16 protein-coding genes and 1 pseudogene are annotated in these 16,929 nt (G+C 35.6%); 3 read left to right on the top strand and 14 right to left on the bottom strand.

Features of this window, described 5'->3' with window-relative positions; translation table 11 throughout:
* Positions 1-9: 9 nt before the first annotated feature.
* Entirely contained in the window at positions 10-1,551 is a 1,542-nt protein-coding gene (locus DPQ31_RS06370) for a SagB family peptide dehydrogenase (RefSeq protein ID WP_097957208.1), read from the top strand.
* 29 nt (positions 1,552-1,580) lie between these two features.
* On the opposite strand, the gene DPQ31_RS06365 is transcribed toward DPQ31_RS06370, so the two are convergent.
* The 3 genes from DPQ31_RS06365 to DPQ31_RS06355 form a co-directional block, all read right to left on the bottom strand.
* A complete protein-coding gene (locus DPQ31_RS06365) occupies positions 1,581-1,991 on the bottom strand; it encodes a DUF3908 family protein (protein WP_000996796.1) in 411 nt (136 codons plus the stop codon).
* Positions 1,992-2,241: 250 nt separating this feature from the next.
* Positions 2,242-2,730: a GNAT family N-acetyltransferase gene (locus DPQ31_RS06360; RefSeq protein ID WP_208731698.1), complete on the bottom strand. Its 489-nt coding sequence runs from the start codon at positions 2,728-2,730 to the stop codon at positions 2,242-2,244.
* Between the two features lie 100 nt (positions 2,731-2,830).
* Complete coding sequence (locus tag DPQ31_RS06355) at positions 2,831-4,165, bottom strand: FAD-dependent oxidoreductase (protein ID WP_199631472.1); 1,335 nt, start codon at positions 4,163-4,165, stop codon at positions 2,831-2,833.
* A 199-nt stretch (positions 4,166-4,364) separates the two neighbouring features.
* Between DPQ31_RS06355 and DPQ31_RS06350 the strand changes: the two genes are divergently transcribed.
* On the top strand, positions 4,365-4,793 hold the full coding sequence (locus tag DPQ31_RS06350; RefSeq protein ID WP_002158834.1) for a hypothetical protein: 429 nt from the start codon (positions 4,365-4,367) through the stop codon (positions 4,791-4,793).
* A 40-nt stretch (positions 4,794-4,833) separates the two neighbouring features.
* Here DPQ31_RS06350 and DPQ31_RS06345 read toward each other — a convergent pair whose 3' ends face one another.
* Positions 4,834-6,069, bottom strand: a complete 1,236-nt coding sequence (locus DPQ31_RS06345) for a TcaA 3rd/4th domain-containing protein (protein ID WP_208731697.1) — start codon at positions 6,067-6,069, stop codon at positions 4,834-4,836.
* Positions 6,070-6,088: 19 nt separating this feature from the next.
* On the bottom strand, positions 6,089-6,874 hold the full coding sequence (locus DPQ31_RS06340) for a zinc ribbon domain-containing protein (RefSeq protein ID WP_208731696.1): 786 nt from the start codon (positions 6,872-6,874) through the stop codon (positions 6,089-6,091).
* Between the two features lie 201 nt (positions 6,875-7,075).
* Between DPQ31_RS06340 and DPQ31_RS06335 the strand changes: the two genes are divergently transcribed.
* Positions 7,076-7,909, top strand: a complete 834-nt coding sequence (locus DPQ31_RS06335; RefSeq protein ID WP_000397497.1) for a hypothetical protein — start codon at positions 7,076-7,078, stop codon at positions 7,907-7,909.
* A gap of 202 nt (positions 7,910-8,111) precedes the next feature.
* On the opposite strand, the gene DPQ31_RS06330 is transcribed toward DPQ31_RS06335, so the two are convergent.
* The 9 genes and pseudogenes from DPQ31_RS06330 to trpA form a co-directional block, all read right to left on the bottom strand.
* Entirely contained in the window at positions 8,112-9,749 is a 1,638-nt protein-coding gene (locus DPQ31_RS06330) for a glucosaminidase domain-containing protein (protein ID WP_208731695.1), read from the bottom strand.
* A 490-nt stretch (positions 9,750-10,239) separates the two neighbouring features.
* Positions 10,240-10,659: a YxiG family protein gene (locus DPQ31_RS06325; protein WP_098827253.1), complete on the bottom strand. Its 420-nt coding sequence runs from the start codon at positions 10,657-10,659 to the stop codon at positions 10,240-10,242.
* A 69-nt stretch (positions 10,660-10,728) separates the two neighbouring features.
* Positions 10,729-10,905 carry a Wall associated protein gene (locus DPQ31_RS06320; protein WP_208731694.1) on the bottom strand — a complete coding sequence of 59 codons (177 nt, stop codon included), beginning with the start codon at positions 10,903-10,905 and terminating at the stop codon, positions 10,729-10,731.
* A 106-nt stretch (positions 10,906-11,011) separates the two neighbouring features.
* Positions 11,012-12,457 carry a cell wall-binding repeat-containing protein gene (locus tag DPQ31_RS06315; RefSeq protein ID WP_208731693.1) on the bottom strand — a complete coding sequence of 482 codons (1,446 nt, stop codon included), beginning with the start codon at positions 12,455-12,457 and terminating at the stop codon, positions 11,012-11,014.
* 494 nt (positions 12,458-12,951) lie between these two features.
* A pseudogene (locus tag DPQ31_RS06310) lies at positions 12,952-13,293 on the bottom strand (RHS repeat-associated core domain-containing protein); the annotation flags it as partial.
* Between the two features lie 35 nt (positions 13,294-13,328).
* Positions 13,329-14,012: a DUF2278 family protein gene (locus DPQ31_RS06305; RefSeq protein ID WP_208731692.1), complete on the bottom strand. Its 684-nt coding sequence runs from the start codon at positions 14,010-14,012 to the stop codon at positions 13,329-13,331.
* Between the two features lie 92 nt (positions 14,013-14,104).
* Positions 14,105-15,604, bottom strand: a complete 1,500-nt coding sequence (locus DPQ31_RS06300; RefSeq protein WP_000996269.1) for an L-lactate permease — start codon at positions 15,602-15,604, stop codon at positions 14,105-14,107.
* Between the two features lie 114 nt (positions 15,605-15,718).
* On the bottom strand, positions 15,719-16,078 hold the full coding sequence (locus DPQ31_RS06295; RefSeq protein ID WP_208731691.1) for a DUF4029 domain-containing protein: 360 nt from the start codon (positions 16,076-16,078) through the stop codon (positions 15,719-15,721).
* A 74-nt stretch (positions 16,079-16,152) separates the two neighbouring features.
* A complete protein-coding gene (trpA, locus tag DPQ31_RS06290; protein ID WP_208731690.1) occupies positions 16,153-16,929 on the bottom strand; it encodes a tryptophan synthase subunit alpha in 777 nt (258 codons plus the stop codon).

Below are 16,929 nucleotides of genomic sequence, written 5' to 3'. Positions count from 1 at the left end.
GGGGATTTCATGCAGCTAGATACTTTTTTACATCATCTCCATTTCACTATTGATGAAATTATGCCGAATCATGAGGTGAACTGGGAAGACGCACCGCTTCCTTATAAGTTATATCGAAATGTACCTGTCATCCCTCTCTCTTCAGAAATCCCAATATCTTTGCCGAACTCTTCTACTACACCTACTTTGGATGAGATTGGTGCTTACCTTTTGTATTCATTTGGTATAACCCAATTATGTCAGCTCAATAGCGAAAGAAATTTATTCCGGAGGTCTATCCCTTCAGGTGGTGCTTTATACCCAAATGAATTGTATATATATTTAAAATTGGATCATTATCCAGACGGCATTTACCATTATGACGCTGCGCATCACCGACTTATCTTACTTCGCGAAGGAAATTTCGATTCTTATCTTACAGACACACTCGGCAATCGCTGTAACATACATTCTTGCTTTGGTGCTGCATTTGTATCCACTATGTTTTGGAAAAACTTTTTTAAATACAATAACTTTTCGTATCGTCTGCAAGGATTAGATAGCGGCGTTCTCATCGGTCAATTACTCGAATGTGCGAAACAGTTCGGTTACAAAAATGGCATATACTTTCAATTTCTAGACCGTGCAATCAATCATTTACTCGGACTGACCGAAGGAGAAGAAAGTGTGTATGCTGTTATTCCTTTAAGTACAGAACCGAATATAGATTGGTTCCACGATGATTATCGTAAAAATAAAACCGTTACTTCTCATGACTTATTGCAGCAAATTCCACCTTTAGCACATGAGCATTTCATTCGTTCCAAACATGTGGAAGGATATCCAATGATAACAAAAATAAATGAAGCATCTATGATTGAATCGACAGAACACTTCCAAACACTAGCTCATGAAGAGTACTATCAACATCATGCGCACACTGTACAGCTACCGAAAGTAGAGCGTTTATCGTATAATTTCTTACAACTTTGTAAAGAACGGTACTCCCCTAACGATGACTTTACTTTAACGAAATGGGATGCAGCTGAGCTCGCTACTTTACTACAAGAAGCGAGTCTCTCCTTCCCCTATTACAACGACCTTGATGGCAAGTATATAAATGAAAATGCACGCGTCTCCTTATATGGATGTTTTTATAACGTAAAAACTATTGAAAACGGGGCTTATGCTTATAACAGTAAAACACATTCCATACACCCAATTCGGTATGGAGACCTTCGTTACCCCCTTCAGTCTAGTATGACGATGGATAACGTAAACCTTTTTCAAGTACCACTTTGCTTACATGTAGTTGGAAAGAAGGATTACTACACACGTGCATTAGGCTATAGAGGATATCGCATTCACCAAATGGAAGCTGGTATACTCGTTCATAAACTCGTTTTCGCTGCGACCGCTATGGGGATGGGTGGTCATCCGTTACTAAGTTTTGATACAAATTCTTGTGATCAATTGTACGGGATTGATGGTGGAAATGAAACATCACTTATTCAAATTCCTGTTGGGGCGTATCGAGCGCGGAATTGGTTAAAAGGGTCTTTGCATAATTAAAAGCACGCCGTCCACCGGCGTGCTTTTTACTAGATTACTTTAAAGATACTCTTAATTTGTCTTGCAAATAACCAATTTTTCGTACCATAGTTATCATTTAAACTATCTAAATTGATAGTTTGTCCGTTAGCAAACTTTAATTCTAACGTTGTATTTTTGTCATTTGTTTTTAAATTACTATTTGTAATGGCATCATACTTTAATTTTTCAATCTCAACATATTCGTCTTTTTCTTGTCCGATAACGACATGGTCTTGGAAGAAAAACAATACTTCTACTTTCTTACCGAAGCAAAATACATTTTTCGTATAAATTAATGTCGCATTATCAAGTCCGACACATACTTCTTTCATCTCTTCAACAACGTGTCCAAAATCTTCTTCCTGTCTTGCGTTTGATTCCGCAATCCATTCCTCGATTGTTTTCATGTTAATTGCCATACTGCGCCCCCTGGTTCGTTCATTGCTTTGTTAAAAAACAAATACTATATGACAATATAAGCGATACGTACTTTGTTTTCAAGGGTGAACCTTATATTCAAAATAAAGTGAAACTTTAATCAGTAGGAGGGCTGTTCATCCCCCACTGATTATCAGCCCTCACCAATCGGGCGCTTACGAGCAACCCGACTCCCACAAATAGCGGGATAAAGCTAAATTTCAAAGTAATATACTAGGAACACTTATTTCATTATATTTTAAACGTTTGAACGAGGCATTCATCATCATCAATCATTTGTTTTCGTTCATCAAATTCAATGTTTAACTCTCTATATACTTTCTTCCAAAACGAAACTGCCGGTACATTTTTTAGAAGTTCGATAACGAAATACTGTCCTCGTTTCTCTTCTAGTAAATTTTCAATAACTTGTTTACCGATTCCTTTTCCCCTATATTGATTCAATATGAAAATGTCATTCATACAAAAATCGTTTTCTTTCTTCAAAAATGGACGTTCTAATAGTAATAAAAATCCTACAATACTATGATCAACCTTTATAAAATACGGAGTGATTCCGTCATTTTTCCAAAACATGTGCAAATCTTCGTATTCAAAAAAACCATCCGCTCCGATAGTTATATTCATAGTGAACTTAGAAAGGTCATGAAGGTATAATACGTACAAATTACGTAATATTTCTTTTTCTGATTCTTGAATTCTTTGAAGTGCTACAACCATTTTTAAAAATCCCCTTTTCTATATGTAACTATTTCCCCCTCTTTATTATTCAATAAAAAAGATTACTTCCCTTTACAAAAAAAGTAGCACTTTAAAAGTGCTACTCCGCTCTCCTTGCTGCTTGCTGAATTGGATCCCAAACGCTGTTATATGGTGGTGCATAACTTAAGTCGACGTCTTCTAAATCGTGAATGCTCATTTTATTGAAAAGCGCCATTGCAATCACATCAATACGCTTATCTACACCTTCTTCCCCAATTACTTGTCCACCCAACAATTGCTTCGTATCGGAGCGATATAGCAATTTTAAGTGAAGTGGTTTCGCACTTGGATAATAGCCCGCCATATTTGTTGAATCTACTTTAACTGTTTTATACGGGATATTGAGCCCTTTCGCTTCTTTTTCATTTAAGCCTGTTCTCGCGAGTGTCAAATCCATAAATTTAATAATGCCTGTACCTAACGTACCTTTAAATGATCTTCGTTTATCAACCATATTGAGTCCAGCAAGTCGTCCTTGTTTATTGGCAGTCGTTCCAATTGGAATATGATCATGAATTTCTTTTATAACGTGATAATGTGTCGCGCAATCACCAGCAGCATATACGTCTTGCACATTCGTTTGCATATATGCATTTACTTCAATTGCCCCTTTATAATTTGTACGTATATTGGTTCCTTCAAGAAAATCAGTATTTGGCTTTACTCCGACAGATACTAAAACAAGATCTGCTTTATACGTACCTTTATCCGTTTCAATCTCCTCTACTCGCTCTTTTCCTCTAAACGCTTTTACATTTTCATTCGTTACAATTTCAATATGATGTTTATCCGCTTCTTTATGTATATATTCCGCCATATCTGCATCATAAATCGTACCGATATGATCATTTCGCTCAATCATCCTCACTTTTTTACCGAGTTCAACGAATGTTTCTGCCATCTCCAGTCCAATCGCACCACCGCCAATAATTGTTACGTCTTCAACTTTGTTCGTTTCTAACGTTTTTAATATACGCTCAGCATCTGGAATTGTTTTTAAAAGATGAATGCCTTGTAACTCTCGTCCTTCCCATTCTGGCATAACAGGACGCACTCCCGTCGCAATTAATAAACGGTCATACGTAAATTCAAAAACATCTTTCGTCTCCGTATGCTTTGCGTACACAATTTTCTTTTCCGTATCTACTTTCGTTACTTCATGTCGCACTTTCGCATCAATTCCGTACTTATCACGAAACGTCTTCACGTTACGTGCAATTAATTTTTCCGTCGAAGCAATAGCACCACTAATAACATACGGTAATCCGCACTGAGCGTATGAATAGATTTCACCTTTTTCTAACGTCACAACGTTTGCAGTTTCATCGTTTCTTACAATTTGCATGGCTGCACTCATCCCAGCTGCATCTCCGCCAATAATGACATAGTTCACTTTACCACTCCTTCTTTTTTACCTACTCTTTACAATTTCCATATTTTACAGAAATAACACCTATTCCCATTGTAAAGAAATAATATTTCATCTACAAATTTAGTGCACAAACCTATGCCTGAATAGGTAACCGTCGTGTCTTATAAACAACATGTTTAATATGCTATAACAGTTACTATTGAAAGTAGGTGAAACATACATGTGCGCAGGCCTTCTCGCCCAGCTTCCAGAGGAACCGCAAGAACCGAAAGCCGCCTTGTCGCTTGACCAAGAATTTTCTATTAACGCAACACTTTATAGTGCTCGCGCTTGGTTATCTAATGATGAGACTTTCGCTCAAACTATTTGGAAAGGCTCTCGCTTCGCTTCAGCATCACACGCTGGCAAGTCCATCTTACCAATCGGTACTGTTAAAATTTTGAACTTATCTGATGATACAATAACAGTTACTGCATCATCAGAATCAGATGATGCCCTCAAAATAGTCGTACCGCCTCGTTCTGAAGGTGTTTTAACATCTAGTGCATTATCTGATGTGCAAGCTAGTACATCAGGAGGAGCAAGTAAAGTCACATTCCTCTTTCACATCTTTTTCTCAAGAGATCCTGGTCCAGCTAAACAACCATAGAGAAGGTACAGTAATATACACTGTACCTTTTTTATGCACTCTATTCTCTTGATTTGATCAATTCAACATTATAAGCTTCAATATCCGTTAAATTCCCTGTAAAATACGGATTTTCTCTGTACCAAGACTGTTTTGAAAAATACGCTTGCATATCTTTCGTTTGAAATATGTTTCCATGTCTTGCATATATTTCGTTTCTAGCAATTTTCAACTGTTCTTTCGTTACATACGTTAAATCTGCATTCGTTAATTTTCGAATATCACTATCAGGGAAGATAAAACCATTATATACATACCCAGTTGTAGGTGGCGGAGTAACATTGTAAACGACTGTTTTTTCTACGCTTTTCTTTTCGAATGGAAGGTTATAAGCCGAAAGTGCTGTTACCGTTTCTACTTTTGTCGTTTCCCTTCCGCTGTCTCCATTGCGTTCTAAATAAATCGTCGCACTTCCATCAGTTGCTACGGGACCCCACGTAATTTCTTCTCCGGTCAATGCGGTAACTGGCTTTTGATTCACATATAATGTCGCACCAGGCGCGTTCGTTTGAACTGTAATATATTGCCCTTGCAACGTTAAATCTATCGTTACATTATTTTGACTTTGTTTCATAAGTACAACTTTTTCCTCGCGTGATAGTTTTACATAGTCATTTTTATATTCCACTTGAAACAATTGAGCTCCTGGAAGAAACGGTCCATATTGCTTCTGAAAATTTTTGTCTTCTGTCTTATCGATTTCTTTTCCGTTCATTTTTAAAGATGCACCTTTTTCATTTGAAAGCAAAGTCGTATAATACGTCCTTGCCTTCAATTTATACCGATCAAATATAAAGTAATGTTTCCCGTCTTTCGTTAAAGAAAAATCCGCTCTTTCAATTCCGTCCCCTTGCTTTTCACCTTGCTTTAAATATTGTTTCAATTCATTCACGTAAGACGGATTTTCTTTTATATATGAAAATAGAGGCTTGAAACTCTCTCTCGTTACAATAACCGATGGGTCATCTGTCGTAACAATCTCAGCTAATTTTTCTCCGTCTCTCTCTTGTAAAATCGTAATCATCCGGTCTACTTGTGCCACCTGCGCATAATACGATGATCCATACAAATACAATCCAACAATCGCTATAACAAGTAGTGCTAAAAGTGTAATGCCAATTTTTGTACCGCTCCCCATTTTCTTCTTCACTACTGGAATTTCTCTCTTTGTACCGCAGTTTTGACAAAATTGCACACCATCTACAAACTGCGTTCCACACTTTGTACATACATTCATCCGTTCAACCACCTTTGCATTAGAAGCCAGTTAATCCCTGTGTAAAGGCTTGAATTACAGTGCTAATGTAAGACCAAAGTACCATAAATGTTGCGATTCCAATGAAAACATTTGCAATAAGAAGTGTATAAACAAGATCTAATCCGCCGTTATCTAATTTTAATATGGCTACAATTATACTAATCCCTATATAAGTTGTAGCTAAAGATAATAATATCGGTGAGAAAAAGATTAATAAGAAACTAAAAAGAAAAGTAAGAACTAATATAGCAATAACCGGCGTTGCTATCGTTCCCCATATGCCGAATACTTCAAGAAACGAAAAAGAGGATTTCATCATCTTACCACTTATAAAAATAATGAATCCAACAAACAAAGTTAAAATTAATAAAAAGAAAAATACCGTTACAGATTCTCCAAAAAATGTAGGAGTATATACTTCTGGCACTAGCGTTCTCGTAACAGCTGCACCAGCACTCATCATTCTATAAAAAATACATGCTCCTAAAAAACAAATAAGAACAAGACTGACAATTCCATTTCGCACTTCGACATTGCCACTTTGCATAATCGCTGTCGGTGCTTGAAATGCCTGTTTAAAAAACCGAAAATAGCCACTCGTAAACCGCTTTGCTTGCTCTACCGTTTCATTTGGACGAGTTTCCTTCGCTTGCTCTGCATGCGATGATTGCTGATTTTCTTCTTGGACACCACTTGCTACTACTTCTTCGGTTAACGAATGTCCACAATTCCCGCAAAACTTTGCTTCTACTGCATTTTCTGTATGACATGCTGGACATTTCACGCTCTCATCCCTCCTTAAGCATATATCTTATAGGATGTTACAAGTTCAATATATGACTTTGGACATAAAACATGACTACAAGAAACAGATTATGAAATCCTGCTTTTGAAAGAAAATATATAGACTAGTAATCTAGAAAAATAATGCTATTATGAAACAGAGCAACTAAAGTGAAACTTTAAACAGATTGGATGAAAGGCAATGGAATTTGTAAACTCAATTTTTCAAATACTCCTTACAAGCGTGATCCAGTTATTTTCTTTAATTGGAGTCATCATTGTAATCGGATTTCTATTAGGTTATTTAGAATCTCTCACACGAATGTATTGGTCGAGGGCTTTCGGAAGAAAAGGATTTCTTTTGACTGCGTGGATTGGTGTTCCTATTCATGAACTTGGACATGCCATTATGTGCGTACTATTTCGTCATAAAATTGTAGCAACGCAGTTCTTCCCAACAGATACGAGCCAAGGTGCGTTAGGTTACGTACAACATCAATACAATCAAAAAAGTGTATATCAACGAATTGGGAATTTCTTCATTGGAATTGGCCCTATTATTTCTGGTATTACTGCATTAATCCTTTTCATGCGCTATTTCGTGCCAGATTCATATTTTTTATTTAATACAACTCTCGAAAAGACGATTGCATCTACTTCTATTACTTTAGAAATGGTTCAAAACATGCTCTTGTCGACGTTCGTATTATTGAAAAGCTTATTTACAATAAACAATTTATTGAACCCTTCCTTTTGGTTATTTTTATTTATCGCTATTTGTATTTCTGCACATATCGCTTTAAGTAAACCAGACATTAAAGGATCCATTGACGGTGTCATCGTCATGTTTATCGTATTGTTTTTATTTAATATAATAGCAGAACTTTTTCAGTACGACAGTAACCAACTCATTGGGAAAGTAATGAAATATAATATGTATCTCATTGCATTTTCTAGTGTGGCACTGCTGTTCTCTTGTATTTCTACACTTGTTAGTTTTGGGTTTTATAAAATAAGAGGAGGGCGTTCATTGTGAAATGCCCCCGTATTAAAAAAGCGCAACTAAGCAACCTGAGTTCTATATTTATATGGACTCAGGCTGCTTAATTTTTTTGAAATCTTTGATAGTTATACAAGTGCATATATTTGCGCACAGCAACTTTAACCTCATCAAACCTATTAATAATTTAAAACATATAAAATACCCCTTTTAGCTTTTTCTAAAAGGGGTGTTTTATTTACATATTTAATCCAGCTTTTAATACCCAATATTTATTTCCATTCATTGTGAGTGAGAATTCAATCCATCCGTTTGGATCTTCACGATAAATAAATACAGGTGTACCCGTTGCTAATGTACCTTGATCATTTTTCGTAACTGACTGACTTTTAATTGTACCATCAAATGGATATGGTACAACGTAATAGGAAGTAGCCAGTTTAACAGTTTTTGTCGTTCCTTGTGAGTATGTTTTATATGGAATATCACTTGATAGAGCGTCGACATTTAAAGAGCTTGGATTTTTAGGTAACTTTTGCGCATATACATAATCTTTTTTCTGGAAAGGTTTAATACGTTCCATTATTTTTACGATTTTAGTAGACCACTCTTGATCTGTTGAATACATGACATTCATGCCTTTTAATGTTGGTCCGTTAAAGTATGATCCGTTTGTTTCTAAGTACTTTTCTCTTACGTAGTTTGCGTTATAAGAAATACTATCACCGAAAGTTGGTAAATATTTCGCATACTTAAATGGATCAGCATCGTAAGCACGTAACCCAAATAGGTTATGTTTACGATATGCAATTTCAGATTTACCATATCCCGATTCTAAAATAGCGTGTGCAGCTAAATAAAGAGCATTGACACCATGTTTAGCTTGAGCTTCAACAAAATCATTCCCATGTCCAATTAATGGGCTGTCTGGATGATATTTTTTAATATTAGCATCAATTTCTGCACCAGTCACATTTGAAGCGTACGTTAAATCAAGATCTAAATATGTGGTAGCAGTGATGTTATTTTCAGGAATCCAAGCACCGCTCTTGTCGAAATGGTACGTCGTTCCATTGATTGAAGCAGTTCCAGTTTGCATCATACCGTTGGATTGCAAATAATACCATGTATCGCCATCTTGTAGCCAGTCCGTCTTCATTGCACCATTATTTTGTAAATAGTACCAACTTCCATCTATAAATGACCAACCAGTTTTCATCGTACCGTTAGAATTCAAATAGTACCAAGCGCCGCCATTTGAAAGCCAACCCGTTTGCATTGCTCCACTAGCGTTTAAATAATACCACGTATTATTCACTTGCAGCCATCCGATTTTCATTGATCCATCATTTTGGAGGTAATAACGGTTGTTTCCATCTTGTAGCCAACCAATTTTCATTCCGCCACTTGAATTTAAGTAATACCACTTATTATTATCAAGAAGCCAGCCAGTTTTCATAGAACCATTAGAATTTAAATAATACCAAACTCCTTGATTTAATAGCCAACCCGTTTGCATTGCTCCGCTAGCGTTTAAATAATACCAAACTCCTTGATCTAATAGCCAGCCAGTTTGCATTGCTCCACTAGCGTTTAAATAATACCAAACCCCTTGATCAAACAGCCAGCCAGTTTGCATAATGCCGCTTGAATTTAAGTAATACCATTTATTATTATCAAGAAGCCAGCCTTTTTTTATAGTGCCATCTGGATTGAAGTAATACCATTTCCCATTTTGTTGGACCCATCCAGATTGTTTTACAGCATTTACATTTACAGTTGCTGTATTAGAAGTTGTTACAGTTTCAGCTAAACCTGTTATAGGAATAGAAATTATACTAGATGTTAAGACAATTGCTGCAGCTTTTTTAAACATTTCTTCCTAGTACTCCTTTTATTAATTTTTTAGTTTAATAGTTATCTAACTACTATTGTAACAAGGAAGAGGAAAAAAACAACTATAACATTGTAGATATTTAATAGTATAATATTCAAATTATTAATATTGAGTTTTTAGGGGGAATTTATAAAGGAACATGTTCATAGAAGGATTGGAAAAAGTTGATTTGTGAAGTCAGCTCGTTAGTTTTTATTGTACATCTTCTTCTTTTTTAATAAGAGGGTGCTGCAAAACCCTCTTATATTAATACATTTGATGCTTACTCTCCATTATAAATTTATATACTACACTCTAATTGCTCAAAGAAAATGTTAAATCACATTGTTTTTAATTCTAGTTTTGTTCCCGCTTTTTGCATTCCCTGTTTTAAGTGCTTTTTATTGGACGAAGGTGTCTTGGCAAGCTTGTAATTTTTTGCCCCTAAACGATACCCAGCTCCAAACGAAATAACTATACTAAAAAACAACTACATTTTAAGATTAATCACTTTACCATTAAGAGAAAATTGTTTTGCTTCAACTAACAAAATAGAATCCCAAATCTCTATTATAATATTTACTCCTGTGGAATATTTGCTACTCCATTCTTTCTCATTTTGTAAACTCAATTTAACTTCACTCAGATTTGGATCTTCATAATAAATCGTTGTTAATTCTAAATAATCTACTTTTTCTCTATCATAAAATGCAAATCTACGCTTTTCATCATCTTTAACATAATAAAACGATGACACTTCTATCAATACTAATTTATAATCTTTTATCACTCCATTATCAATTACCTGCAATGTAAATTTAATACTATCATTTAACAAATCTATATGTGTCTCTAAAATGGTAGCGCCCCATAAATCATCTAATATAGACTGTATATTAATACTATTCATGTAGCTTTTCATCCTTTTCTAACGTTTTTTATTTAATGTATGACGTATTTGCTTATAAGACTTCCTTAATCAATTAACACGTGATTTGCCTTTGTATCCTTTATAAGCACTATAGCCACTTATCGCTACAGGAATAAGCCAAGGTGCCTGTCCATCTGGATTTGTCAGCATCACTGGATTATTATCACCATACGTATACCCATTCTGCTTTACAGAGGCATCCTCTTCACCCAGATCATGCCCCATACAAAATCCCTTCTTTACTTTATTATATATTTTTCCCATTCCTGTTAGTTCTCATAAAAAATACAAACCTTTTTAATGAGGTTTGTATTTTTTATCTACTATTCAGTTATCTTGTCTTTGTCCATACACCGTTTGCATCTACCCAGTATTTGCTATCAACCCACGTATTTTTGCTCATTTTTCCAGTAGGTGGGAAGAAAGAATACCACTTACCATCTATCTCTTTCCAACCTGCTGCCCTTACTCCATTTTCATCAAAATAATACTTTTCACCCTCAAGAGAAATCCACCCTATTGCCATCGAAGCATCATTTTGCAAATAATAGCCCTTACCATTATTGAACATCGAACCTATTACCGCTTCACCTTTTGTATTAAAGTAGTACCATTTTCCACTATCTTGTAGCCACCCAATTACTTTTACACCGTTCTGGTTTAAATAATACAGTTTACCGTTTTCTATTCTCCATCCTGTTTTTCCATTCTTCCAGTCAGACATCATTTCACCGTTTTCTTTAAAACCATACCATTTACCATCAATGAAATGTTTTCCTACTGCCATTGCACCATTAGAGTGTAAGTAATACCAATTTCGATCTTTTTGTAACCAACCGGTCACCATAGAACCACTAGCGTTTAGATAGTACCATGTATTATTTACTAATATCCAATCTGTCGCCATGGAGCCTTCTGCATTTAAGTAATACCAATGACCGTTTACTAACGCCCATCCTTTCATCATGGAGCCACTTTCTTTCAGGTAATACCACTTCCCATCTACTAGCGTCCAACCTGTTTTCATCGCTCCATCTGCACTTAAGTAATACCACTCACCATTTACTAACGTCCAACCGGTCACCATAGATCCGTTTTCTTTCAAGTAATACCACTTGCCATCTACTAGTACCCAACCTGTTACCATCATTCCGTTGTCATTCAAGTAGTATTGTTTTCCATTTTCCTTAAACCAACCTGTCACAAATTCCAATTTTTTCTCATCAAAATAATACCAGTGTCCTTGTGTTTCTCCATATTCCTTGAAATAATTCCAACCAACTACTGGCTCCAATAACGTAATGTTACCACTGCTCAGTTCTTCCATGCTTTCTCTCTCTGAGCTATCTCGTGGCTCATGAACGTTAGAGTTATATGCTATTAAGCCCAAAACTCCTGAATGGATCATATCAATCTCCCAAGTTCCAACCTGCTCAAAATCAAAATAAGTATTTAATACACCTTCATACAAATCTGTTTCCGAATTATATTTTAAATTTACATACTCATAAACTTCTTCTTCCTCTTCATCTAAATAAGGAAGGATATACTTGATGCTTATATCAGAACCTATGCCATTTGGATTATTAACCTTGACGGTAACTTTCACTTTCATTTCATTACCAAAAGAAACCTCACTTGGCGTTACATGAACACTATCGATCCAATCACTCTTGTTTTCTGATTCTGCACCAACTTCTTTACTAAACACCACACTCATCATAACCATGACTACAAGCATCATCGCTTGCATCAAAATTTTCTGCCTCGTACCCATATATATGTAGCCTCCTGCATCCATAAAATTGTGACTTTCAGGGTGGAAAACAGACAAGTCTAGAATAATATAGTAAACTCCAAAACTATCTTACCATTCTTTTTTATTATCCATTAAAAACAGAACATCCGTTCAATCCCCTTACATAAATTAAAGGATAAGAATAAAAAAAACAAGATAGATTTTACATGTAGAAACACTTTCATTTGTAATTACGAAAATATTCCTACAATTCCTCGTAAATCATTTACAGACTCCCCCTATATCCCTTATATTAAAAGTAACCATATGCAAATACTACACAATGTGTAAAAATCACTTAATAAATCATACATGTGACAAAGGATTAGAAAGGACTTATAAAGAGTAAAAAGTAGTGACCATGAATTCTGATCCTATCAAAAACCTTTTATAAGTTATCATTTTCAATCATTATGAAAAATACCACTATTAATAATTCATGAACAGTTTCTATGCCTTCAATAGCGATCACCATACATAACAATTTCTTTATCATACATGTATCCCACGTATCCAAATGGATTCTCTGCTGCGATACCTTTTGCGTCACTCTTTAATACGTTCCACCATGCATCATATTCATAGTTTACGACAACTTGTCCATTTGGGTCTGTCATCGCTACTACGTCACCACTTGGGTTGTAGTGATAGAATAACGTTTGTCCTTGTGCTTTCATTGCTAGACGAACGCCGGCCATTGAGTATACATATTGACGAAGTACGTTTCCACTACCATCTGTCTCGTATAACGGATTAATACTGTCACCATCGTAGAAGTAACGTGTGATTTTTCCATTTACTTCTTTTTCGAAACGAAAAGAGCTCGTTCATGTCGAACGAGCTCTTTTCATCAATTATTTTTCTTATAATTACAATTCTCAACCGGAACACGAGCATGCCCTTCTTCATCCGTACACCATGACTGCGACTGGAATGCAAGAAAGATACCGATCCATTCTTCTTCCTTTTCAAAATGAATGAGTATTCCTCCGTCTTGCCATATACCATCATCACCTTGCCATTTTTCTACATTTCCTTGATTCATATGAATATCATGTATACCGTTTCCTGGTTCAAAATGAAAGTAAGAATCGGGTGTATTTTCTTCTGGCCCCCATCTTTCACCGAACGCGTAAATAATCGCACTTTCTTCTATCGCTCGCTTTATATACCGCTCAATTTTTTCATTTAAATCATTATCAGCTCCTGCTTTTTCAGGTGGTAAAGGGATCATTTGATTTGAGTCAAATAGATTTCCTCTTACATAATCTAAAGCTACTTTCGGTTCATTGTTTTTTATTTCTGTAAAACCGAATGGTAATGTCGGTAAAACATGAATCGCCTCTGACCTAATATTGTTACTCGCAAAATATAAAACTTCCGACGGATAACTTTGCGATTTCACGTTAATTGCAATACGATAATCTACTCCTGCTTCGCCTTGTAAATGAACTTGATAATGAGGTGTTTTCCCTTTTCCAATCTTTGATTGTATAACTGTACCTTTTAACACACCGTAGTTTTTTAGGGGCATACATTTCATCTCCTATTCATTTAGTAGGAGCTTTTCATACTTAAGGCATTATCCATATAAAAAGAAAATCCTCCTTTTTCAGGAGGATTTTCTTATTTTCTCAACATATACCAAAAAATAACCTCCACCACTACAAGTAACACCGCACCAAAGATCATTAACGTCGTCTTCTTTAATAGTTCATTTTCACGATACGGGATATTACATAAATAAGCACCTAGTGTAATGCGTGATGGACAAGCGATTGTCGCCACTGACGATGCGGTGTTTTGAAGTGTTGTGACGTATTGCCACGGGAGTGCTACGTTTTGTGCTGTTTGCATTTGTAGTTTTATAAACATCGCATTTGATCCTGCGTTACTACCTGTTAAAAAACCACCGATACCACCGATGAACGGAGCAACGAAAACGAAAAAGGTACCAAATGTTTCACCAGCTGTTTTTGCGAGTAATGAATGCATGCCAGATGCACCCATTAACTCTGAAATGGCGATAAACATTGTCGTTGTAATAGCGAAAGGAATCCATTGTTTTATCGTTTGTGAGAGTGATTGTTTCATAATATTTGATGGAATACGGAAAAAAATAATTGTAAATAAACAAGTCATACCGAGCCAAAAACCTGGTGAATATAACATTTCTAATTTGTAAGAATATGATTTTAAATCAAGGACTGCATAAGATCTGAACAAATCATGTAATGGTGGAACGAGGCGAGAAAGTAAAATACAAACTGTTAAGAAGATATAAGGGCTAATAATTTTTATAATGGATACTTCTCTCTCCGTTGCCGCAGCATGTTCTGTTATAAAGGTTTGCTCATTTTTCCCTTTTAGTTTAATGATAAGAAAGCCAAATGTAATTGTAACGATAGAACTTAATATACCTGCTAGTTCAACACTTACGTATGCGTTAGAAAGATAGATTCCGAGAGAAAATAATAGAAAGAATCCTATCCCTTCCTTCCACTTTTCTATAACTGCCTGAAAGCCACCGACAACGTATAAAGAAAGGATGATAAAGTATGCGAAAATCGGGATGCTTAATAATGCTGTATTTGTACCAAGAGTTGTGAGCGGCATATTTATAAGCTGCGAACCGATAATCGTACCAGTTGCCATTGCGCCCCATGAACTAGCTAGTAAACCAATAAATGAAAGTAGTACAGCTTGAAACGGTTTATAGCCTAATGAAAGAAAGATAGGTGCTGCAACCATGAAGCCAATTCCGAATCCACTTACCGATTCAATTAGTGGGCAAATACCAAAGCACATAAGAAGCATTTGTAATAAACGATCTTGCGTCACTTCTTCTAAAAAACGCGCTACTTGATCGATGTACCCCATTTTGTTCATGAGGTGAAATAAAAAAATACCGAAAAATAAAACATACCCGACAATAAAACAAATTAACCAACCTTTAATCGTTGCATGCACAGTTTCACTTATCCTTAATTGAAACGTTGGCGAGAGTAAAACGATTCCAACAGACACCGCATAAGAAATTAATGAGGACCTTAATGACGTTTGTTTAAATAAAAATAAACAAATAAAAATCATCATAATTGGGATAAGTGCCAACAATATGGCCATGTTATCATCTCATTTCGTTAAAAATACAATTTCTAACTATTATATAACAGATGTAATATTTTTCAATTGTTTTTACAACAGAATCAAAAAGAAGCCGTTTGGCTCCTTTTTGATTCACTCCCATTTTCTATTATCCTCAAAAACCGTCTGCTGTCCGATTATTTTTCCTAACACAACAAACACAATGTAAGCACATATCGCTTGCAGTACAATATTCCCAAGTTTCATTAATGAAAATGAATAAATCCATTGAAATAATTCATTTAATAATACAATCGAAACGATACTAAATAGTTCTATACTAATTGAAAATATACATACTTCTAAAATAGATTGCTCTTGAATCCGATTTAAGTTGGAAAAGATGAATACATACCCTACAAATTGAGCCATCAACTCTATTTTCGTCATGCTAATAAGCCAAGCGTACAGTGGTACAGTTAAAAGCAGATATAGTAGTTTACGTCTTAGCATGCTTTCTCACCCTCTAAATTATATGTATTTTCTGTATATTTTAACATTTATTACGCAAAACAAAAAGAAGAGACTTACGCCTCTTCTTTTTGTTTTGTTGCCTGTATTAATTCACATACTTCTTCTCGTTTTTCATTTTCTAACAGCTCAATAACTTTACTTCCAACGACAACTCCGTCACATATTGTAATCATTTCTTCTACATGTTCCTTTGTTGAAATACCGAACCCTGCCACTACCGGTAAATGCGTATGTGATTTTACTTTTTCTAAGTAACTATGAATTTCCTCTTTAAAGTTTTGACGCACTCCCGTTACACCTGCTACTGTAACTGCGTAAACGAATCCTTCTGATTCACTCGTAATTTTTTCGATTCGCTCAATTGGGCTCGTTACTGTAACGAGTGGAATTAGCGCAATGTTTGCCTCTCGAAGTAACGGGGCAATAATATTTTGTTCTTCATACGGTAAGTCTGGAACGATAATACCGTCCACACCTGCCTCTAAGCATCTCTCAATGAATTGTTCTTTTCCGAATGCGAGTACTGGATTTACATATGTCATGAGTACAAATGGAATTTGCACTTCTTTCCTTACTTCTGCTAACGCTTGAAAAATGCCTTTTACTGTTACGCCGCTATCTAGCGCTCGTTTCCCTGCTCTTTGAATCGTTGGACCATCTGCGACTGGATCTGAAAATGGAATACCAATTTCAACGATGCTTGCTCCTGCTTCGTCTAGAAAACGAATTCTTTCTTTTAACTTTTCAAGTCCACCATCTCCGCCCATTACGTACGGAATAAATGCTTTTTTACCATTTTCAAATACTGCTTTAATTTTTTCTACTCCCAT

The organism is Bacillus sp. COPE52 (assembly GCF_003355115.1).
Lineage (GTDB): Bacteria > Bacillota > Bacilli > Bacillales > Bacillaceae_G > Bacillus_A > Bacillus_A toyonensis.
The sequence above is the reverse complement of the archived record's forward strand: the minus strand, read 5'-3'. Positions and strand labels throughout refer to the sequence as shown.